Origin of the sequence: Pseudomonas parafulva NBRC 16636 = DSM 17004, assembly GCF_000730645.1 — a bacterium.
GTDB classification, from domain to species: domain Bacteria; phylum Pseudomonadota; class Gammaproteobacteria; order Pseudomonadales; family Pseudomonadaceae; genus Aquipseudomonas; species Aquipseudomonas parafulva.
This window is the reverse complement of sequence record NZ_BBIU01000003.1, coordinates 94,298-113,914: the sequence shown is the minus strand read 5'-3', so window position 1 is coordinate 113,914 and position 19,617 is coordinate 94,298. Positions and strand designations below refer to the sequence as shown.

The window sequence follows — 19,617 nt, the reverse complement described above, 5'->3', positions numbered from 1 at the left end:
ATCATTGCCTTGATGCTACGGCTGCCGGGCGCACTTCGTCCTCGCGTGAACAGCTCATTCACTCGACTGCGCAATCGCAGTCGCTCAACATCCGGAGTTCGTCTTCTATGACGATGTGCGTAGTAACTTGAGCGAGTGACTTCGAACACCTCGCACAACCAATCAACGGGCTCATGGGCGCTGAACTGGCGGATCAGCGAGTACGCTCGAGATCTTCCGACATCAAGAGCGCGGTAACCTTTTTTAGTATTGATTTCTCGCGTTCAAGGCGCGTGATTCGGGCTTCGAGCTCTTGGATTTTTTGCTGCTCTGGCGTCAACGCCTTGCTGGCGGGCGTGATGCCGCCGCGTTCCTGCTGAAGCTGTTAACCCATCGGCGCAGGGCCGACTCGACCAAGCCGGGCGAGCGGGCTGCTTCGGCATAACTGTAGCCTTGGTCGAGCACCAGGCAGGCAGCTTCACGCTTGAATTCGGGGGTAAAGGTACGACGTTGGTTGGTCATCAGACACCTCTCTGTGGCGAGCATTCTCGCCTAAATGGGTGTCCGGTTTGATTAGACCACTACACAAATGATCAGTTCATACCTCAAGCTGCTGGTAGATAGCGCTTGGAGGATAATCAAGCCGGGAGATGTGGCACGCTGTGACCCGACGGAGTGGAAATCATGCCTAGCTTTTTAGGGAGAATTATGGGACGGCCATAATTATAGGGATGCATAATTTCGAGCTGATCGTCGGCCCATTGATCCCTGAGTCAGGTTCAGACCGGATGGTACGTGAAAATATCTAGCCCCCAGCCTCTGCTTGGCCGTAAGAGTGATGGCAATTAGGAATTACTCTGTGTTAGCCTCAAGTCGCTCATGGCATAGGCCCTGAGGTGCATCACAAGCTGTCAAGCCCCAAGGCGGTTCCGGAGGAATAACATCCTACGATTACCAGCAATGCGGCCAGCAGCCCACGGAGACTTATCTTCATAGATACTCCAAGTGTGACGCTGACATTATATGTCGATCCTAGCAATCGCGGTGAGGCCGGGTAACCGGTTAGATGGTGTGAAGAACATTTGGGTTTATCCGACCGAGCGGCTGAAGGATTGCCGCCATCCTATGCTCGGTCGGTTGGCTCGATACAGGGAGGTAATATGTCAAATGCCTGGTATAAATCCCGAAGATATTTACACTTTGATCGTCCTGTAAATGAAGATGCGGCATTAAAAGTCGTCTCCGATCAGAGAGCAGTCGCACGTCACTCCTTCTACCCCCTGATTCGTTATGTTGCGGAATCTCAAAAAGTACATTTTGATAAAGCGGCAGGGCGGGTGGTAAAGAAAGACCCTAAGAAACGCCAGATTTCGTATGCGGCGCACCTTGATAGCCATATATACTCATATTATTGTGAGGTGCTTAGCGACCTATATGAGCGTTATCTACGTACAACAGAATGGTCTGCGTCGGTTTTGGCTTTCAGAACTTTGGGTAAGAGTAATATTGAGTTTGCCTATGAAGCGTTTATGGATATCGCTTCAAGGACAGAGTGCTGTGTAGTAGGTATTGATATTAAAGGCTTCTTCGATAACTTGAGTCACGCACACCTCAAGTCAAGCTGGCAGAAGCTCATTGATAGGCCAAGTCTTCCTGATGATCATTTCGCTGTCTATAAGTCATTAACTAGATTCTCGTTCGTTGACAGGGAAGAAGTCTATAGCGCGCTGGGTATCTCCAAAAACAACCCCAAAAATGGGCGTCAGCGAATCTGCGAGCCCCATCAGTTTAGGTCAGCGATCCGTGGCGCTGGCCTCGTCGAGACCAATTCGATTGGGAAAGGAATCCCGCAAGGATCACCGATTAGCGCTCTGTTATCAAATATCTACATGATGGATTTTGATGAAAAACTCTATTCCTACGTAGAAACTCATGGCGGCTCTTATTTTCGATATTGCGATGATATTCTGTTAATTGTTCCACTGGCTAAGGAAGCTGAGGCCATCCAGTTCGTTGATGACGAGGTCGCAGCGATCAAGCTTGAAGTACAAAAAACAAAGACGGAGGTCTGCCGATTCAAAAAAACAGTGAAGGCATTCAGATCAGACCGAGCACTGCAATACCTAGGTTTTATCTTCGATGGTGAAAATATTTATCTAAGATCATCCTCGCTTGCCCGATACCAAGAACGTGTAAATCGTGGCTTATCGATTGCAACCCTGAGTATGCAGAAAGTAAACACGGCAAGGATCGCTAGAGGGCAACTGCCTAGATCAATTTTTCTCAGAAAGCTGCATAGCCGATATTCATACCTGGGTCGACGAAACTTTATTTCATATGGTTACAGAGCTGCCAGGATTATGAACTCCAAATCTATTCGGAAGCAGCTTAAGCCGTTGTGGGGCCGATTGAGAAAAAAGATAGAGGATATTGCGTGAGCTCTGAATTTCCAAAGGGGTCAGTGGGCCGGGCCAATATGCCCCAGATACTGCTTTGATCGTGATCGCAAATGCGTTACTATTGCCAAATTGGCAATCTCTTGTTCCTCTTCATTTTGCTGCTCTCTCATGACTAGGCAGTCTAGATAATTAACTCTGTCCGAGAACGGGTTTATGACGCCTAACTTTGGCTGAGTCGGGCATTTTACTTTGACTGAAGTCTCGTATAGGCCTGGCTTGCTGCTCTGCCAAATACCGGTATCATTGCCCACCTACAATCGGGTTGTAAATTGCCCCGCAGCAAAAAGCCCGCTTCGGCGGGCTTTTTGCTGTTTGAATAAAAGACAGATGACAGGTCACGTCGCGGGGTTAACCCCCAGCGCCTTCAACCGCCGATACAGGGTGCGCTCGCTTACGCCAAGGTGCCGTGCCAGTTCGCTGCGCGAGCCGTTGAAGTGCGCCAGCGCCTGCGCCAGATTCCCCAACTGGCCAGCCCCCCTCCCATCCCAACTTCCGGCGCCCATGTTCGCGCCAACGTCCTCCGGTAAATGCTCAGGCTTGATCACGCCGTCATCAGCAAACAACCTCGCCCGCTCCAGAATATTGCGCAGTTCACGGATATTGCCGGGGAACGGATGCAGCGCCAGTTGCTGCAATGCCGCCTCATCCACGCTGGCAGTGGGTGTACCTGCCATGCGTTTTAACAAGCTCTCGGTCAGCAGGGGCAGATCCTCTACCCGCTCCCTCAGTGCCGGCAGGCGAATGGGGAAGCCGCTGATGCGGTAGTACAGGTCTTCCCTGAATGTGCCGTCAGCCACCATCTGCTTGAGCGGTTTGTGCGTGGCCGATACCAGGCGGAAATCAGAGTGCACCGTACGCAGGCTGCCCACCGGGCGAAAGCTGCCTGTCTCGATCAGCCGCAACAGCTTTACTTGCATCGGCAACGGCACTTCCCCGATTTCGTCCAGGAACAGCGTGCCGCCATGGGCCGCTTCGGCCAGGCCGATCTTGCGCTGGTTTGCCCCGGTGAAGGCACCCTTCTCGTAGCCGAACAACTCGCTCTCGAACAGTGAATCGGTCAGGCCCGTGCAGTCGACTACCACCAACGGGCCGTTAGCTCTGGGGCTGCCCATATGCACGGCGCGGGCAAAAAGCTCCTTGCCGGTGCCCGACTCGCCCTGCAGCAAGACCGGGATCTGCGCCGGCGCTGCACGTTGCAGGCTGGCAAGGGCAGCCTTGAAGGCCGGCGCCCGGCCGACAAGCCCTTGCTCCTGGGGCTGCGCCGAGGCGAGGGCTATGCTGGTGAGGCGCTCGACAAACGCTACCACCCTGCCCTGCTCGTCGAGAATCGGCCGCAGCTCTACATCCACATGCTCCGGGCCCCGTGGCGTGTGGTGAATGTGCAGGACGCGCTCAGGCTGCTTGCTCCCCCAGGCTTTGCGCAGGGGGCAGTGCTCACCGGCCTGATCGCAGGGCACTGCATAGTGGTGAGATACCTTGTGACATTTCTCGCCCAGCGGCGCCTGATCGTCGCGGCCAAACTGACGGCGGTAGGCAGCATTGGCGGCCAGGATGTTGTAGTCGGTGTCCAGGACGATGGTGGGCAGCGCATCGTGTTCCAGGTAAGACACCAAGGCCAGAATAAGAGGATGTGGTTCAGGCATGACGGCACCGGTCTGATAACCCGGTCGAGGGTAACAAGGACTGCCAAACACTGCCATCGGCTGACAGCCAGCCTGCCATTTCGGCTGCCAAAGGGTGACGAGGCCAGTGACACCTGCCCTGAAGCAGCCTGTATTCGCTTGAAGGCGCCTGGCATGCATCTTGATAACCCTTCCCCTACCACCTGTGTCCGTACGAGCCCGGTGGACAATTGGAGAACGTGATGATCATCGGTAACAACCTTCAAGTGGAAGCCTTCTTTGACAAGGCAACCTCGACCATCAGTTATCTGGTGATGGACCGCGAGACGCGCCAGTGCGCACTGATCGACAGTGTGCTGGACTACGACCCCAAGGCTGGCCGTACCAGCACTGCTTCTGCGGACCAGCTGATCGCGCGGGTCGAAGCACTCGATGCCAAGGTGCAGTGGGTGCTTGAAACCCATGTGCATGCAGACCACCTTTCGGCAGCGGCCTATCTGAAAGGCAAGCTGGGTGGTTGTACGGCCATCGGCGCGCACATCACCCAGGTGCAGAAAGTGTTTGGTGCCCTGTTCAACGCGGAGCCCGACTTTGCCCGGGACGGTAGCCAGTTCGATGCCCTGCTTGAGGATGAAGAAGGGTTTCGCATTGGCAACCTGCATGCTCGCGCCCTGCACACACCGGGCCATACACCCGCCTGCATGAGCTTCATGATCGAGGATGCCGGCGAGACAGTACTGTTTGTGGGGGACACCCTGTTCATGCCGGACTACGGCACCGCCCGTTGCGATTTCCCTGGCGCCGATGCACGCACGCTGTATCGCTCGATACGCCGCCTGCTGGCCTTCCCCGACACCACCCGTTTGTTCATGTGCCACGACTACCTGCCTGAGGGCCGGGCCCTGCGGTACGTCACCACCGTAGCCGAGCAGCGTGCCCACAACATCCATATTCACCAGGGTGTCGACGAAGATAGCTTCGTTGCCATGCGCGAAGCGCGAGACAAAACCCTGGACATGCCTGTGCTGATCTTGCCGTCGGTGCAGGTGAACATGCGCAGCGGCCAGTTACCCGCGCCGGAAGACAACGGCGTGCGGTACCTGAAAATCCCGATCAACGCCCTGTAACCGCTTTGCCCCATAACCAGAACTCAGGATTCATTGCCATGCCTGCCTTGTTGTCCCCTGCCACCTGCACACATCATCAGGTGCTGATTGTCGGCGCCGGTGCCGCCGGCATCGCCACTGCCTCGAGCCTTATCAGCCGCGACCCGTCGCTGGATGTGGCGTTGATCGACCCTGCCGAGGTGCATTACTACCAGCCAGGCTGGACCATGGTAGGTGCCGGTGTATTCGATGCACCCAGTACTGCCCACACCATGGCGTCCACCATCCCTCGCGGCGTGCGCTGGCTGCAAGCCCGGGTCACGGGCTTCGACCCGGTTAGCCGGCACGTGGTGCTGGAGGGCGAGCGGACCATCAGCTACGAGCAACTGGTGGTGTGCCCCGGGCTCAAGCTGGACTGGGCCGCCATCGATGGCCTTGAAGACACCCTTGGCCGCAATGGCGTCACCTCCAACTACCGCTACGACCTGGCACCTTACACGTGGGAGCTGGTGCAAAACCTCAAGCAGGGCCGCGCGCTGTTCTGCCAACCGCCCATGCCGATCAAGTGTGCCGGCGCGCCGCAAAAGGCGTTGTACCTGTCGTGCGACCACTGGCTGCGTCACGGCCGATTGGGCGCGATCAAGGCGAGTTTCTACAACGCCGGCGGCGTACTGTTCGGTGTGCCTGACTATGTGCCTGCGCTCATGAAGTACATTGAGAAATACGACGTCGACCTGCATTTCTCCCAGCGTCTGGTAGCTGTGGATGGCCCGAACAAACGTGCCACATTCGTGCGAACACTGCCTGATGGCAGCAGCGAGCGCCACACCGAACCTTTCGACATGCTGCATGTGGTGCCGCCACAAGTGGCGCCGGACTTCATTCGCAACAGCCCCCTGGCTGACAGCAACGGCTGGGTGGATGTAGACCCCCATAGCCTGCGCCATCGTACTTACGCCAATGTGCATGCCTTGGGCGACGTCGCCAACACCACCAATGCCAAGACTGCTGCCGCCGCCCGCAAGCAGGCACCGGTGGTCGCCAACAATGTGCTGGTAGCGTTGGGCAGGCGCACGGGCCTGGCCAGGTACGACGGTTATGGCTCATGCCCGCTCACCGTCGAGCGCGGGAAGATTGTGCTGGCTGAATTCACCTACGGCGGCAAGCTGGCGCCCAGCCTCCCCACATGGCTACTCGACGGCCGGCAGCCGACCCGCCTGGCCTGGTTGCTCAAGGCCCGTGTACTGCCACCGTTGTATTGGCAAGGCATGCTTAAAGGGCGCGAATGGCTAGCCAGGCCGGCACCGCTGGCCACCGAGGGCGCGCAGTGATCGAACATCAGCTGCTGGGCGCAGGCCTGGGCGCGATCATTGGTGCGGTGCTGGCACTGACCGGTGCCGGGGGCGGCATTCTCGCTGTGCCTCTGCTGGTGTTCGGCCTGGGGCTGACGATGGTTGAAGCTGCCCCCATCGGCCTGCTGGCGGTTGGGTTGGCAGCCGCTGTGGGGGCCATTATTGGCTTGCGCCAAGGGGTAGTGCGCTACCGTGCGGCATTGCTCATCGCAGCGGTGGGCGTGCTGTTCGCACCATTGGGGCTCATGCTGGCCCATCACTTACCCAACACCCCACTGCAGTTGCTGTTCGGCGGCGTGCTGGTCTACGCCTGCCTGCGGATCTGGCGCAAGGCTGCCCGCGAGCTGAAGGGTGAAACCGTGGGTGCACACCGGCTGATCGAGCCCTGTGTGCTCAACCCGCTGCAGGGCCGGCTGCGCTGGACGCTGCCCTGCGCGAGGGCGCTCGCCGGCACGGGGGCGTTGTCCGGTCTGCTGTCAGGGCTGCTGGGTGTGGGCGGTGGTTTTGTCATCATCCCTGCCCTGAACCGCTATACCAACCTGCGCATGGCCAGCATCGTTTCAACATCGCTGGCGGTGATCGCGCTGGTATCGGCTGGCAGCGTTATCAGCGCCACCCTGGCAGGTGTGATGCACTGGCAGGTGGGCGCGCCTTTTGCCCTGGGGGCAGTGGTCGGGTTGTTAATGGCGCGGCCCCTGGCAGCAAGGCTGGCGGGGCCACGCTTGCAGCAACTGTTTGCGCTAGCCGGTTGGGCCGCAGCTCTGATGCTGATGGGCAAGGCGTTACTGGGCTAGCAGTTCGTCCTGCTCTGCAGCGCACAATGCCAGCAGGTAGTCCCAGACCACCCGCAGGCGCACCGACTTGTGCAGTTCGCGGCGTGTACAAATCCAGTAGCTGCGCTGGATGGTTTCGCCCGGCAGTACGCGCACCAGGGTTGGATCATGGCGGGCCATGTAGTTGGGCAGTACGGCGATGCCCAGCCCGGCCCGCGCCGCCACCTGCTGGGCGATCACGCTGGTGCTGCGAAACACCACGTTGGGTGAACGGCAAAAGCTGTTGAGAAACAGCAGTTCCTGGCTGAACAACAGATCGTCCACATACCCGATCCAGCTATGCCGGGCCAGGTCTTCGCGGGTGCCCAACGGCGCCGAGCGGTCCAGGTAGGCCTGGCTTGCGTACAGTGCCAGGCGGTAGTCGGTGAGTTTGCGGGTAATCAGCAGATCGGCGCTGGGCCGCTCCAGGTGAATACTGATTTCGGCCTCGCGGTTCAAGATGCTCACAAAGCGCGGTACCGCAACCAGTTCAACCTCAAGGCCGGGGTAGCGTTCGAACAGGGCGTTCATGCGTGGCGTGAAGAACATGATGCCGATGCCCTCGGTTACCCCCAGACGAATCTTGCCAAGGGGGGCAATGGCCTGGGTGATTTCTTCCTGCGCCAGCAGTGCGACGTTTTCCATGGCCTCGGCATGCTTGAGCAGCGCATGCCCCGACGGGGTCAGTTCATAGCCTTGGGCATGCTGGACAAACAGCGCGGTGCCCAGGCTCTGCTCGATATTCTCGATGTGCCTGGCGACGGTGCTGTGGGTGGTGTTAAGCCGCTTGGCTGCTGTCAGCAGGCGGCCGCTGCGCTGCAACTCCAGGAAAAACCGCAAATCGTTCCAGTCGAACATGCCGATCCCTGTACGTTCGAACGCCCACTCAGCCTGGGCGTTGCCATGGTTACCGTTGTGCTAAAACGCACAGCGGCTGCGCGAAATCTCGTCTTTATTCCACGAAATTACTCACTAAGCTGGATCAGGACAAGAATAAAAACGGTTCAGAGGTCGCCAATGCCATCAACCGATTCTGCCTTTGACTACGTGGTCGTGGGCGCTGGCCCTGCGGGTTGCCTGCTTGCCAACCGGCTGTCTGCCGACCCTTCCAGCCGTGTTCTGCTGCTGGAGGCCGGGGGCCGTGACAACTATCCCTGGATTCATATTCCCGTCGGCTACCTTTACTGCATCGGCAACCCGCGCACCGACTGGTGCTTCAAGACCGAAGCCCAGCCAGGGCTGGCTGGCCGAGCACTGGGTTACCCTCGGGGCAAAGTGCTGGGTGGCTGTTCCTCCATCAATGGCATGATCTACATGCGCGGCCAGGCCGCCGACTATGACGGTTGGGCCGAGCAAGGCAATGCAGGCTGGGCCTGGAAAGATGTACTGCCGCTGTTCAAGGCCAGTGAAAGCCACTTCGCTGGCGCCAGTGAGTTCCACGGCGCCAGCGGCGAGTGGCGGGTGGAGCGCCAGCGCTACAGCTGGCCGATCCTCGACGCCTTCCGCGATGCCGCTGAGCAGGTTGGCATCGGCAAGGTGGATGACTTCAACACAGGCGACAACGAAGGCTGTGGATATTTTCAGGTGAACCAGCGCAGTGGTGTGCGCTGGAATGCTGCCAAGGCATTCTTGCGCCCGATCCGGCACCGGCCCAACTTGACGGTGCTGACCGGTGTGCAGGTGGACCAGGTGCTGCTGAACAATACCCGCGCGCGGGCGGTGAAGGCGTTCTGGCAAGGTGGCTGGCACGAGTTTGCGGCGCGCCGTGAAATCATTCTGTGTGCGGGAGCGGTGGGTTCACCCGGTATCCTGCAGCGCTCCGGGGTGGGCCCAAGCCAGTTGCTGACCCGCCTGGGCATCGGTGTGCGCCATGCCATGCCTGGCGTTGGCGGCAATCTTCAGGACCACCTGCAACTGCGCCTGATCTATCAGATCGGCAACACCCGTACCCTCAACCAGATGGCCAACAGCCTGTGGGGCAAGATGGGCATGGGCCTGCGTTACCTTTACGATCGCAGCGGCCCGCTGGCCATGGCCCCCAGCCAGTTGGGGGCGTTCGTGAGGTCGAACGCGCAGCAGGCCAGTGCCAACCTGCAATACCATGTACAGCCTTTATCGCTGGAACGCTTCGGCGAGCCTCTGCACACGTTCCCCGCCTTTACCGCTTCGGTGTGCAACCTGCGCCCGGCCAGCCGCGGGCGTATCGATATCCGTGACACGGACATGAACAGTGCACCGCTGATCGACCCCAATTACCTCAGCGACCCGCAGGACCTGCGCGTGGCTGCCGAAGCCATTCGCCTTACCCGCCGTATCGTCCAGGCCCCTGCCCTCGCCGCCTTCGCGCCGAAGGAATACCTGCCAGGTGCGGCCCTGCACAGCGAGGCAGACTTGATCGAGGCGGCTGGCAAGATCGGCACCACCATCTTCCACCCCAGCGGCACCTGCCGCATGGGCAGTGGCACGCTGGACGTTGTGGATAACCAGCTGCGTGTGCATGGCATCCCCGGGCTGCGTGTGGCGGATGCCTCGATCATGCCGCAGATCACCTCCGGCAATACCTGCTCACCCACCTTGATGATCGCCGAGAAAGCGGCGCAGATGATTCTCAAAGGAGCCAATACCCCAACCTACGTGAGCGAAAACGCACTACCGACGCCCTGACCAGGGTGCGTGCAACACCGGTAGCTTGCGGTCGAAAGCTGCCGACAGTGGAACAACAAGAATAATCACTGTGGCCCTGCGGGCCGAGGACAGCAACGATGTCGGACTACATTCAAGAGCAGGACGCGCCGGCCAGCAGCCCCAGCCGTCGTGAAGAACGCAAGATCATTTTCGCGTCATCCCTCGGGACGGTTTTCGAGTGGTATGACTTTTTTCTCTATGGCGCGCTGGCAGCCGTTATCAGCAAGCAGTTTTTCGCCGGCGTCAACGACACCACCGCCTTCATCTTTGCCCTCATGGCATTTGCTGCAGGCTTCCTTGTGCGGCCCTTCGGGGCACTGGTGTTTGGCCGGCTAGGTGACATGATCGGCCGCAAGTACACCTTCCTGATCACCATCGTGCTGATGGGGCTGTCCACCTTCGCCGTGGGGCTGTTGCCCACCTACGCCAGTATCGGTATCGCCGCGCCCATCATTTTGGTGGTGTTGCGCATGCTGCAGGGGCTGGCCTTGGGTGGTGAGTACGGGGGCGCGGCCACTTATGTAGCCGAGCATGCGCCGCCCGGCAAGCGCGGCTTCCATACCGGGTTCATTCAGTCCACGGCCACCCTCGGCCTGTTGCTGTCATTGCTGGTGGTGCTGGGTAGCCGGTACATCAGTGGCGACCAGTTCGAAACTTGGGGCTGGCGCTTGCCGTTCCTGCTGTCGATCGTGCTGCTGGGTATTTCGACCTGGATCCGCATGAGCATGCACGAATCGCCTGCGTTCGTGAAAATGAAGGCCCAAGGCAAGGTCAGCAAGTCGCCTATTCGTGAATCGTTCACGTCCTGGCCCAACCTTAAAGTGGTACTCACGGCGCTGTTCAGCATCAACGCCGGGCAGGCGGTCACGTTCTATACAGCGCAGTTCTACGTGCTGTTCTTCATGACCCAGATGCTGAAAATGGATGCGGCCCAGGCCAATACCCTGTTGATCATCAGCGTGGTGATTGGCGCGCCCTTCTTCGTGTTCTTCGGCTGGCTGTCGGACAGAATCGGCCGTAAACCCATCCTGATGCTCGGGTTGCTGCTGGCCACGGTGCTGTACTTCCCGCTGTTCAAAGCCTTGAGTTTTTACGCCAACCCTCAGATCGACAACGCCAGCCGACAGGCGCCCATCGTTGTGACCGCAGACCCTAAAGGCTGTACCTTCCAGTTCGACCCTGTGGGCAAGGCACGCTTCGACAGCCCCTGCGACAAGGTCAAGACATTCCTGGTGAAACAGGGCCTGCCCTATAGCTCTGTGGCAGTGGCCGGTAGCGACGTGGTGGTGAACATCGGTGACAAGACCATCAATGGCTATGATGAAACGGCCATGCGCGCCGCCGTTGAACAAGCGGGTTACCCTGCCAAGGCTGATCCTGCTCAGGTGAACCAGGTGATGGTGGTGGTGTTGATCGTAGCCATGATCCTGATCGCTACCATGACCTATGGTCCGCTGGCCGCCGTGATGGTGGAACTGTTCCCTACCCGCATCCGCTACACCTCGATGTCGCTGCCCTACCACATTGGCAACGGCTGGTTCGGCGGGTTTCTGCCGACGGTTTCGTTTGCGTTGGTGGTGTATACCGGCGATATCTTCTACGGGCTGTGGTACCCGGTGCTGATTACTGGCATCAGCCTGGTGGTGGGGATCTTCTGCCTGAAAGAGACCAAGGATGTAGATATCGACAAGGTGTGAAGCCGACCACACTAAGTGGGGGCTGCAGCGCAGCCCCTGTCACCTCAAACTGGCCCAGGACCTAACGGCCAGTTTTTTTATGCCCTAAAAAACTTATGCACGATTTTCCCGAAAAAACCATACAAGGAAATATGTAATTAATTCAGTTAGTTAGGTTTGATTTCCTGCAATTGATCCATAAATTGCACACACGTTATCCACAGATCAGGAGGCACCGTTTACCTGAGCGTTTTCCTCAACAGGCGGCAGCGATCCCAGCGCACGTTGCGTCGCTTCGTTCCAGGCAGCGGCGCGGTCGTTCAGCTCCGCAATGGCTCGCGGGCCCGTGCCGTTGGCATACATGGGCTCGCCAATCACCACCTCGATGGTGCCAGCACGTTTGCCCCAGCCTGTCTTGGGCCAGTATTTACCTGCGTTGTGGGCAATAGGCAGCACCGGCAACCCAGCATTGACCGCCAAGGCCGTACCTCCCCGGGAGAATTTGCCGACGGTGCCAAACGGCACACGTGTACCCTCCGGGAAAATCAGCACCCAGGTTTTCTGCTTGAGCAATTCATCGCCTTTGCTGGCGACCTGCCGCAGCGCTTCCTTGGGGTTGTCACGGTTGATTGCGATGGGCCTCAGCATGGCCATGGCCCAGCCAAAGAACGGCACGTACAACAGCTCGCGCTTGAGCACCTGGCTCAGGGGCGAAAAATACTGGGACAGGAAAAACGTCTCCCAGGTGCTCTGGTGGTTCGACAGGATCACGCAGGGCACAGCCGGCACGTTCTCGGCGCCTGTGATCTTGTAATCGATGCCAACCATCACGCGGGCGAGGAACACCGCGCAGCGGCACCAATACACGTTGATGAACCGGTAGCGCTTGGGGAACGACAGAAACGGCGCGATGAAGAAGCTCAGCGAGCACCACAGCAACGAACTGGTGCCCAGCAGCAGGTAAAAAAGAAAGACTCTGATCGCCTGCAGGATCGACATAGTGGTTTGTACCATTGCGGGGCCTGCCCGCTGCATGAAAATGCGCCTGGCGGCGCACTGTTTAGATTAGTTCTCTGGCGATAGCCGCCAGGTCGTCGAAAATCAAGGTGGATTCTGGAACGCCCTTCGCCAGGGTTCGTTCACCTTTGCCGGTTTTCACCAGCACAGGTTGGGCACCCACGGCCAGCGCGGCCTGAAGGTCACCGGTGCTGTCGCCAACGAACCACACGCCCTGAAGGTCGGCCTTGTAGTGGCTGGCGATGGCCCGCAGCATGCCCGGCCTGGGTTTGCGGCAGTCGCAACCCTCGTCGGGCCCGTGCGGGCAATAAACAATGTGGCCCACCCCGCCACCCTGCTCGGCCACCAGCGCGCGCAGGCGCGCGTGCATGGCCTCAAGGGTGGCGACGGTGTAATAGCCACGGGCGATACCGGACTGGTTGGTGGCCACGGCCACCGTCCAGCCCGCCTTGCTCAGCTGCGCGATCGCCTCGATCGAACCTGGGATGGGTACCCACTCGTCCAGCGTCTTGATGTAGGCGTCGGAGTCATGGTTGATCACCCCGTCACGATCGAGTATCAGCAGCTTCACGGCTTACCCCAGCAGCGAAATATCAGCCACGCCCAGGAACAGACCGCGCAGGCGGCTGAGCAGGGCATATCGGTTCGCACGCACCTTGGCATCCTCGGCATTCACCATGACCGCCTCGAAGAAGGCGTCGACCGGATCACGCAGGGCCGCCAGGCGGGCCAGCGACTCGCTGTACTGGCGCGCTGCAGCCATCGGTTGCACGGCCTGGTCGGCCTGCTGGATGGCCGAGTACAGGGAGAACTCGTTGGCGTTGTCGAAGTACTTGGGCTCGACCTGTTCGGCAATGGCGCCTTCGGCCTTGCTCAGCAGGTTCGACACACGCTTGTTGACGGCAGCCAGCGCTTCGGCTTCGGGCAACTTGCGGAACGCCTGCACGGCTTGGACGCGCTGGTCGAAGTCCAAGGCCGAACCTGGCTGCAGGGCGCGTACCGAGAGGTAAGTGGCAACATCGATGCCTTCATCTTCGTAGCGCGCACGCAGGCGGTCGAAGATGAATTCCAGTACCTGTTCGGCCAGGCCGGCAGTTTTGACCTTGGCGCCGTAATGCTTGACCGCGAACTGCACTGCACCGGTCAGGTCCAGGTCCAGCTGTTTCTCGATCAGAATACGCAGCACACCCAGCGCTGCACGGCGCAGGGCGTACGGGTCTTTGCTGCCGGTGGGCAGCATGCCGATACCGAAGATACCCACCAGCGTGTCGAGCTTGTCGGCGATGGCCACGGCAGCACCGGTGAGGGTCTGCGGCAGGTCGGCACCCGCGCCGCGGGGCATGTACTGCTCGTTCAGTGCCAAAGCGACGTCTTGTGGCTCACCGTCGTTGAGTGCGTAGTAGTAGCCGGCAACGCCCTGCATCTCGGGGAACTCGCCGACCATTTCGGTGGCCAGGTCGCACTTGGACAGCAGCCCGGCACGGCCAGCGCGCTGGGCATCGCCACCGATCAGCGGGGCAATGAAGGCTGCCAGTTTGGAAACGCGCTCGGCCTTGTCGTAGACCGTACCCAGTTGGGCCTGGAATACCACGTTCTTGAGGCGTTCGTTGAAGGTTTCCAGCGGCTGCTTCTTGTCCTGCTTGAAGAAGAACTCAGCGTCGGTCAGGCGTGGGCGGACCACCTTCTCGTTACCCTGCACGATCTGCTTGGGGTCACGGCTCTCGACGTTGGCCACGGTGATGAAGCGCGGCAGCAGCTTGCCTTCGCTGTCCAGCAGGCAGAAATACTTCTGGTTGTCCTGCATGGTGGTAATCAGTGCTTCCTGTGGCACTTCGAGGAAGCGTTCCTCGAACGAGCACACCAGTGGCACTGGCCACTCGACCAGCGCGGTCACTTCGTCCAGCAGCGCCGGCGGCACGATGGCAGTGCCTTCCTGCTGCATGGCCAATTCGGCGGTGCGCTTGGCGATCAGGTCGCGACGCTCGGCGAAGTCTGCCAGCACATGGGCCTTGCGCAGGTCTTCGACGTAGTTGGCCGGGGCAGTGATGGCGACGTTTTCCGGGTGATGGAAGCGGTGGCCACGGGAATCACGGCCAGCTTTTTGCGACAGGATGGTGCAGTCGACCACCTGATCGCCCAGCAGCATCACCAGCCACTGGGTTGGGCGCACGAACTCTTCACGGCTTGCCGCCCAGCGCATGCGCTTGGGAATGGGCAGGTCGTTGAGCGAATCTTCGACGATGGTCGGCAGCAGGCCTGCGGTCGCCTTGCCCGGGATGTGCTGGGAGAAGCGCAGCTTCGGGCCGCTCTGGTCGATATCGGCCAGCTCCACGCCGCACTTCTTGGCAAAGCCCAGGGCGGCCTGGGTTGGTTCGCCTTCGGCATTGAAGGCTGCCTGCAGGGGCGGGCCGTCGATGTTGATGCTGCGGTCGGGCTGCTGCACGTCCAGCTGGCGAATCAGCACGGCCAGGCGGCGCGGCGCTGCATACATGGACTTGCCGGTGTAGTTCAGGCCGGCGGCCTGCAGGCCCTTTTCGATGCCTGCCAGAAACGCCTCGCCCAGGCTGGCGAGGGCCTTGGGTGGCAGCTCTTCGGTGCCCAGTTCTACCAGGAAATCTTGAGCACTCATTGTGCAGCCTCCAGCTTAGCCAACACTTCGTCACGCAGTTCAGGGGTGGCCATCGGGAAGCCCAGGCGTGCGCGGGCTTGCAGATAGCTTTGCGCCACGTCCCGGGCCAGGGTACGCACACGCAGGATGTAGCGCTGGCGCTCGGTCACCGAGATGGCGCGGCGGGCGTCCAGCAGGTTGAAGGTGTGAGAAGCCTTCAGCACCATTTCGTAGGTCGGCAGCGGCAGCTCCAGCTTGATCAGGCGGTTGGCTTCGCTCTCGTAGAAGTCGAACAGCTCGAACAGTTTTTCCACATTGGCGTGTTCGAAGTTGTAGGTGGACTGCTCCACTTCGTTCTGGTGGAACACGTCGCCGTAGCTGACCTTGCCGAACGGGCCGTCGGCCCAGACCAGGTCGTACACCGAATCCACACCCTGGATGTACATGGCCAGGCGCTCGAGGCCATAGGTGATTTCACCGGTAACCGGGTAGCACTCGATGCCGCCTACCTGCTGGAAGTAGGTGAACTGGGTGACTTCCATGCCGTTGAGCCAGATTTCCCAGCCCAGGCCCCAGGCGCCGAGGGTTGGCGATTCCCAGTTATCCTCGACGAAGCGGATGTCGTGCACCAGCGGGTCCAGGCCGATGGCTTTCAGCGAGCCGAGGTACAGCTCCTGGAAGTTGGCCGGGTTGGGCTTGAGCACTACCTGGAACTGGTAGTAGTGCTGCAGGCGGTTGGGGTTCTCGCCATACCGCCCGTCGGCAGGGCGACGGCTAGGCTGCACGTAGGCGGCGTTCCAGGTTTCTGGGCCGATGGCGCGCAGGAACGTGGCGGTGTGGAAAGTGCCGGCGCCTACTTCCATATCGTAGGGCTGAAGCACCACACAACCTTGCTCGGCCCAGTAGTTCTGCAGGGCGAGGATCAGGTCTTGGAAGGTACGCACGGCTGGCGTAGGCTGGCTCACGAAATTCACCTGTATCTGGGGATGCGGATGTAAAGAGCGGGAGTATAACCTGATTCGCCTCGCCCTCTACTCATTGGAGCCTTATGCCACGCTGCTTTTGGTGTACCGACGACCCGTTGTACCAGGCCTACCACGACCAGGAATGGGGGACACCCCAGCGTGACCCGGCGTTGCTCTTCGAGATGCTTTTGCTCGAAGGGTTCCAGGCTGGCCTTTCGTGGATCACCGTGCTGCGCAAGCGCGAGCGTTACCGCGAGGTGCTGTATGGCTTCGACCCGGTGAAACTGGCGGCCATGGACGACGACCGCATCGACGTACTGATGCAGGACGCCGGCATCATTCGTAACCGCCTCAAGCTCAAGGCCGCCCGGCGCAACGCTCAGGCCTGGCTGGCTGTGGATAACCCCGGCCAATGGCTATGGTCGTTCGTGGGCGGTGAACCGAAAATCAACCATTTCACCGGGCGCAGCGACATACCTGCCGTGACCGAGGAAGCCAAAGCGATGAGCAAGGCGCTGCAGAAAGCCGGCTTCACGTTTGTCGGGCCCACCATCTGTTACGCCTTCATGCAGGCCACCGGCATGGTCATGGACCACACCACCGATTGTGATCGCTACCCCGCCTTGTGCCGCTGAAGGGTTACAATGCGCGCCTTGCTGAAATAAGGAATTAGCCTGTGGAAAAGTTCAAGGGCGCCCTGATGGTCGGGGTGCTGCGCCTGTTCGCCAAGCTACCCTGGGGCGCTGTGCAGCGCGTGGGCGCTGGTATCGGCTGGCTGATGTGGAAAGTGCCCAACGGGTCGCGCAATGTGGTGCGCATCAACCTGGCCAAATGCTTCCCGGAAATGGACCCGGTTGCCCGTGAGCAACTGGTTGGCCAGGCACTGCGTGACATCGGCAAGTCCTTCGTCGAAAGCGCCTGTGCATGGATCTGGCCACCGCAGCGCTCCCTGGACCTGGTGAAAGAAGTGCATGGCCTGGAAGTACTGCAGCAGGCCCTGGCTTCGGGCAAAGGGGTGGTTGGCATCACCAGCCACCTGGGCAACTGGGAGGTGCTCAACCACTTCTATTGCAACCAGTGCAAACCGATCATTTTCTACCGCCCGCCCAAGCTCAAGGCGGTGGACGACCTGCTGCGCGAGCAACGGGTGCAGATGGGCAACCGCGTGGCGCCGTCGACCAAGGAAGGCATCCTGAGCGTGATCAAGGAAGTGCGCCGTGGCGGCCAGGTGGGTATCCCGGCCGACCCAGAGCCTGCGGAATCGGCAGGCGTGTTCGTGCCGTTTCTCGGCACCCAGGCGCTGACCAGCAAGTTTGTGCCGAACATGCTGGCCGGCGGCAAGGCGGTGGGGGTGTTCCTGCATGCGCTGCGCCTGCCCGACGGTTCGGGCTTCAAGGTGTTCCTGGAGGCAGCCCCGCAGGACATGTACAGCACCGATGTGAACGTGTCGGCGGCGGCGATGAGCAAGGTGGTGGAGCGTTATGTGCGCGAGTACCCCAGCCAGTACATGTGGAGCATGAAGCGCTTCAAGAAGCGCCCGGAAGGCGAACCGCGCTGGTATTGAGTCAGCCTGCTGTAGCCGATACCCAGTGGGGGCGGGTTAACCCGCCCCCACTGGGTCCGCGTTACCCGCTGCTTTATCGAGTTTCTTCAGAAACACCGTCATCTCTTTCTCGGCCTGCTTGTCCCCATGGGCCTGTGCCGCCACCATCCCGTCCTCCCAGGCCTTGCGCGCCGCCGGCAGGTCGCCCTGCAACTGGTACGCCTTGCCCAGCAGCTTCCAGGCTGCGGAGTACTTCGGGTCCTGCTGCACACACACCGCCAGGTGAACGGCCGCCTCTGCGCTGTTGCCTTCATCCAGCCAGGCCTTGCCCAGGCCAAACCTCAGCAGCGGGTTATCCACACCCTTGGCCAGCATCTTTTCCAGTGACTCACGCATGTGCCCCGCTCCTAGAAGAAACTCAAGCCAACGTGGAACAGCTTCTCCACATCGCGAATATGCTTTTTATCCACAACGAACAGGATCACATGGTCCCCGGACTCGATCACCGTCGCGTCATGGGCAATGAGCACGCCTTCGTCACGGATGATGGCGCCAATGGTGGTGCCGGGCGGCAGGTCGATGGCTTCGATGGCCTTGCCAACCACCTTGCTCGACTTGGAATCACCATGGGCCACCGCCTCGATGGCCTCGGCAGCGCCACGGCGCAGGGAGTGCACGCTGACGATGTCGCCCCGGCGCACATGGGCCAGCAAGGTGCCGATGGTGGCCAGCTGCGGGCTGATGGCGATGTCGATTTCACCGCCCTGCACCAGGTCGACGTAGGCCGGGTTGTTGATGATGGTCATCACCTTGCGCGCGCCCAGGCGCTTGGCCAGCAGCGACGACATGATGTTGGCTTCGTCGTCGTTGGTCAGGGCCAGAAAAATATCCGCATCGGCGATGTTTTCTTCCAGCATCAGGTCTTTGTCAGAGGCGCTGCCCTGTAGCACTACGGTGCTATCCAGGTTGTCGGACAGGTACCGACAGCGGGCCGGGTTCATCTCGATGATCTTTACCTGGTAACGGCTTTCGATGGCCTCGGCCAGGCGCTCGCCAATCTGCCCGCCGCCCGCAATGACCACGCGCTTGTTGGTTTCATCGATACGTCGCAGCTCGCCCATCACGGCGCGAATGTCTTTTTTCGCGGCAATGAAGAACACCTCGTCGTCGGCCTCGATCACCGTATCGCCTCGCGGCGTGATCGGGCGGTCGCGGCGGAAGATGGCCGCCACCCGGGTGTCGACGCTGGGCATGTGGGCGCGAATCTGGCGCAATTGCTGGCCTACCAGCGGCCCGCCGTAGTAGGCCTTCACTGCGACTAACTGCGCTTTGCCTTCGGCGAAGTCGATCACCTGCAGGGAGCCTGGGTGCTCGATCAGGCGCTTGATGTAGTTGGTAACCACCTGTTCGGGGCTGATCAGCACATCCACGGGGATGTGGTCGTTGTCGAACAACTCTTCGCGGGTGAGGTAAGCCGTTTCACGCACCCGGGCGATCTTGGTGGGGGTGTGGAACAGCGAGTAGGCCACCTGGCACGCCACCATGTTGGTTTCGTCGCTGTTGGTGACCGCCACCAGCATGTCGGCATCGTCGGCGCCAGCCTGGCGCAGCACCGTGGGCAGCGAGCCGCGGCCCTGTACGGTGCGGATGTCCAGGCGGTCGCCCAGGTCGCGCAGGCGGTCACCGTCGGTGTCCACCACGGTGATGTCGTTGGCCTCGCTGGCCAGGTGCTCGGCCAGGGTACCGCCTACCTGGCCAGCGCCGAGGATGATGATCTTCATCCGCTACTCCCT

General features: G+C 60.2%; 16 protein-coding genes and 1 pseudogene. 8 read left to right on the top strand and 9 right to left on the bottom strand.

Going from position 1 to position 19,617, the window contains the following annotated elements:
- Positions 1-501, bottom strand: a pseudogene (locus tag PPA02S_RS22430) (transposase); the annotation flags it as partial.
- A 638-nt stretch (positions 502-1,139) separates the two neighbouring features.
- Here PPA02S_RS22430 and drt2 point away from each other — a divergent pair.
- A complete protein-coding gene (drt2, locus tag PPA02S_RS02030) occupies positions 1,140-2,417 on the top strand; it encodes an antiviral reverse transcriptase Drt2 (RefSeq protein ID WP_028633194.1) in 1,278 nt (425 codons plus the stop codon).
- 356 nt (positions 2,418-2,773) lie between these two features.
- On the opposite strand, the gene PPA02S_RS02025 is transcribed toward drt2, so the two are convergent.
- Complete coding sequence (locus PPA02S_RS02025; RefSeq protein ID WP_028633193.1) at positions 2,774-4,081, bottom strand: sigma-54 interaction domain-containing protein; 1,308 nt, start codon at positions 4,079-4,081, stop codon at positions 2,774-2,776.
- Between the two features lie 221 nt (positions 4,082-4,302).
- Between PPA02S_RS02025 and PPA02S_RS02020 the strand changes: the two genes are divergently transcribed.
- From PPA02S_RS02020 to PPA02S_RS02010, 3 genes are read left to right on the top strand one after another with little or no spacing between them, the layout of a single operon-like run.
- Entirely contained in the window at positions 4,303-5,187 is an 885-nt protein-coding gene (locus tag PPA02S_RS02020) for an MBL fold metallo-hydrolase (RefSeq protein WP_028633192.1), read from the top strand.
- Between the two features lie 38 nt (positions 5,188-5,225).
- Positions 5,226-6,497, top strand: a complete 1,272-nt coding sequence (locus PPA02S_RS02015) for an NAD(P)/FAD-dependent oxidoreductase (protein WP_028633191.1) — start codon at positions 5,226-5,228, stop codon at positions 6,495-6,497.
- Positions 6,494-7,312 (top strand): sulfite exporter TauE/SafE family protein, encoded by an 819-nt coding sequence (locus tag PPA02S_RS02010; RefSeq protein ID WP_028633190.1) that lies wholly within the window; start codon positions 6,494-6,496, stop codon positions 7,310-7,312. The genes PPA02S_RS02015 and PPA02S_RS02010 overlap by 4 nt, the downstream gene beginning before the upstream one ends.
- Here the strand turns inward: PPA02S_RS02010 and PPA02S_RS02005 are convergent.
- A complete protein-coding gene (locus PPA02S_RS02005) occupies positions 7,301-8,188 on the bottom strand; it encodes a LysR family transcriptional regulator (RefSeq protein ID WP_028633189.1) in 888 nt (295 codons plus the stop codon). The two genes, PPA02S_RS02010 and PPA02S_RS02005, sit on opposite strands and share 12 nt — an antisense overlap.
- 159 nt (positions 8,189-8,347) lie before the next feature.
- Between PPA02S_RS02005 and PPA02S_RS02000 the strand changes: the two genes are divergently transcribed.
- Together PPA02S_RS02000 and PPA02S_RS01995 are read left to right on the top strand one after the other, a co-directional pair.
- Complete coding sequence (locus PPA02S_RS02000) at positions 8,348-9,994, top strand: GMC family oxidoreductase (protein ID WP_028633188.1); 1,647 nt, start codon at positions 8,348-8,350, stop codon at positions 9,992-9,994.
- Between the two features lie 98 nt (positions 9,995-10,092).
- The gene (locus PPA02S_RS01995; RefSeq protein WP_028633187.1) at positions 10,093-11,712 is read left to right on the top strand and encodes an MFS transporter; all 1,620 of its coding nucleotides are present in this window, start codon (positions 10,093-10,095) and stop codon (positions 11,710-11,712) included.
- Positions 11,713-11,916: 204 nt separating this feature from the next.
- Here the strand turns inward: PPA02S_RS01995 and PPA02S_RS01990 are convergent, their stop codons facing one another.
- From PPA02S_RS01990 to glyQ, 4 genes are read right to left on the bottom strand one after another with little or no spacing between them, the layout of a single operon-like run.
- The gene (locus tag PPA02S_RS01990; protein ID WP_028633186.1) at positions 11,917-12,705 is read right to left on the bottom strand and encodes a lysophospholipid acyltransferase family protein; all 789 of its coding nucleotides are present in this window, start codon (positions 12,703-12,705) and stop codon (positions 11,917-11,919) included.
- Positions 12,706-12,751: 46 nt separating this feature from the next.
- Complete coding sequence (gene gmhB, locus PPA02S_RS01985) at positions 12,752-13,279, bottom strand: D-glycero-beta-D-manno-heptose 1,7-bisphosphate 7-phosphatase (protein WP_028633185.1); 528 nt, start codon at positions 13,277-13,279, stop codon at positions 12,752-12,754.
- Positions 13,280-13,282: 3 nt separating this feature from the next.
- A complete protein-coding gene (glyS, locus tag PPA02S_RS01980; protein ID WP_028633184.1) occupies positions 13,283-15,337 on the bottom strand; it encodes a glycine--tRNA ligase subunit beta in 2,055 nt (684 codons plus the stop codon).
- Positions 15,334-16,281 carry a glycine--tRNA ligase subunit alpha gene (gene glyQ / locus PPA02S_RS01975; protein WP_028633183.1) on the bottom strand — a complete coding sequence of 316 codons (948 nt, stop codon included), beginning with the start codon at positions 16,279-16,281 and terminating at the stop codon, positions 15,334-15,336. The genes glyS and glyQ overlap by 4 nt, the downstream gene beginning before the upstream one ends.
- Positions 16,282-16,364: 83 nt before the next feature.
- Here glyQ and PPA02S_RS01970 point away from each other — a divergent pair, with 83 nt between their 5' ends.
- Together PPA02S_RS01970 and PPA02S_RS01965 are read left to right on the top strand one after the other, a co-directional pair.
- On the top strand, positions 16,365-16,916 hold the full coding sequence (locus PPA02S_RS01970) for a DNA-3-methyladenine glycosylase I (RefSeq protein WP_028633182.1): 552 nt from the start codon (positions 16,365-16,367) through the stop codon (positions 16,914-16,916).
- Positions 16,917-16,957: 41 nt separating this feature from the next.
- Positions 16,958-17,845, top strand: coding sequence for a lysophospholipid acyltransferase (locus PPA02S_RS01965; RefSeq protein WP_028633181.1), 888 nt, complete (start codon positions 16,958-16,960; stop codon positions 17,843-17,845).
- A 36-nt stretch (positions 17,846-17,881) separates the two neighbouring features.
- On the opposite strand, the gene PPA02S_RS01960 is transcribed toward PPA02S_RS01965, so the two are convergent.
- Positions 17,882-18,220 carry a tetratricopeptide repeat protein gene (locus tag PPA02S_RS01960; RefSeq protein ID WP_028633180.1) on the bottom strand — a complete coding sequence of 113 codons (339 nt, stop codon included), beginning with the start codon at positions 18,218-18,220 and terminating at the stop codon, positions 17,882-17,884.
- An 11-nt stretch (positions 18,221-18,231) separates the two neighbouring features.
- Positions 18,232-19,605, bottom strand: a complete 1,374-nt coding sequence (gene trkA / locus PPA02S_RS01955; RefSeq protein WP_028633179.1) for a Trk system potassium transporter TrkA — start codon at positions 19,603-19,605, stop codon at positions 18,232-18,234.
- Positions 19,606-19,617 lie beyond the last annotated feature (12 nt).

What these genes read in the sequence shown, in the direction of transcription:
- PPA02S_RS01960 (WP_028633180.1), bottom strand. Translation starts at nt 18,220, where the DNA reads ATGCGTGAGTCACTGGAAAAGATGCTGGCCAAGGGTGTGGATAACCCG.
- PPA02S_RS01970 (WP_028633182.1), top strand. Translation starts at nt 16,365, where the DNA reads ATGCCACGCTGCTTTTGGTGTACCGACGACCCGTTGTACCAGGCCTAC.
- PPA02S_RS02005 (WP_028633189.1), bottom strand. Translation starts at nt 8,188, where the DNA reads ATGTTCGACTGGAACGATTTGCGGTTTTTCCTGGAGTTGCAGCGCAGC.
- PPA02S_RS02000 (WP_028633188.1), top strand. Translation starts at nt 8,348, where the DNA reads ATGCCATCAACCGATTCTGCCTTTGACTACGTGGTCGTGGGCGCTGGC.
- glyS (WP_028633184.1), bottom strand. Translation starts at nt 15,337, where the DNA reads ATGAGTGCTCAAGATTTCCTGGTAGAACTGGGCACCGAAGAGCTGCCA.
- PPA02S_RS01990 (WP_028633186.1), bottom strand. Translation starts at nt 12,705, where the DNA reads ATGGTACAAACCACTATGTCGATCCTGCAGGCGATCAGAGTCTTTCTT.
- PPA02S_RS02020 (WP_028633192.1), top strand. Translation starts at nt 4,303, where the DNA reads ATGATCATCGGTAACAACCTTCAAGTGGAAGCCTTCTTTGACAAGGCA.
- PPA02S_RS01995 (WP_028633187.1), top strand. Translation starts at nt 10,093, where the DNA reads ATGTCGGACTACATTCAAGAGCAGGACGCGCCGGCCAGCAGCCCCAGC.
- drt2 (WP_028633194.1), top strand. Translation starts at nt 1,140, where the DNA reads ATGTCAAATGCCTGGTATAAATCCCGAAGATATTTACACTTTGATCGT.
- PPA02S_RS02025 (WP_028633193.1), bottom strand. Translation starts at nt 4,081, where the DNA reads ATGCCTGAACCACATCCTCTTATTCTGGCCTTGGTGTCTTACCTGGAA.
- trkA (WP_028633179.1), bottom strand. Translation starts at nt 19,605, where the DNA reads ATGAAGATCATCATCCTCGGCGCTGGCCAGGTAGGCGGTACCCTGGCC.
- PPA02S_RS02015 (WP_028633191.1), top strand. Translation starts at nt 5,226, where the DNA reads ATGCCTGCCTTGTTGTCCCCTGCCACCTGCACACATCATCAGGTGCTG.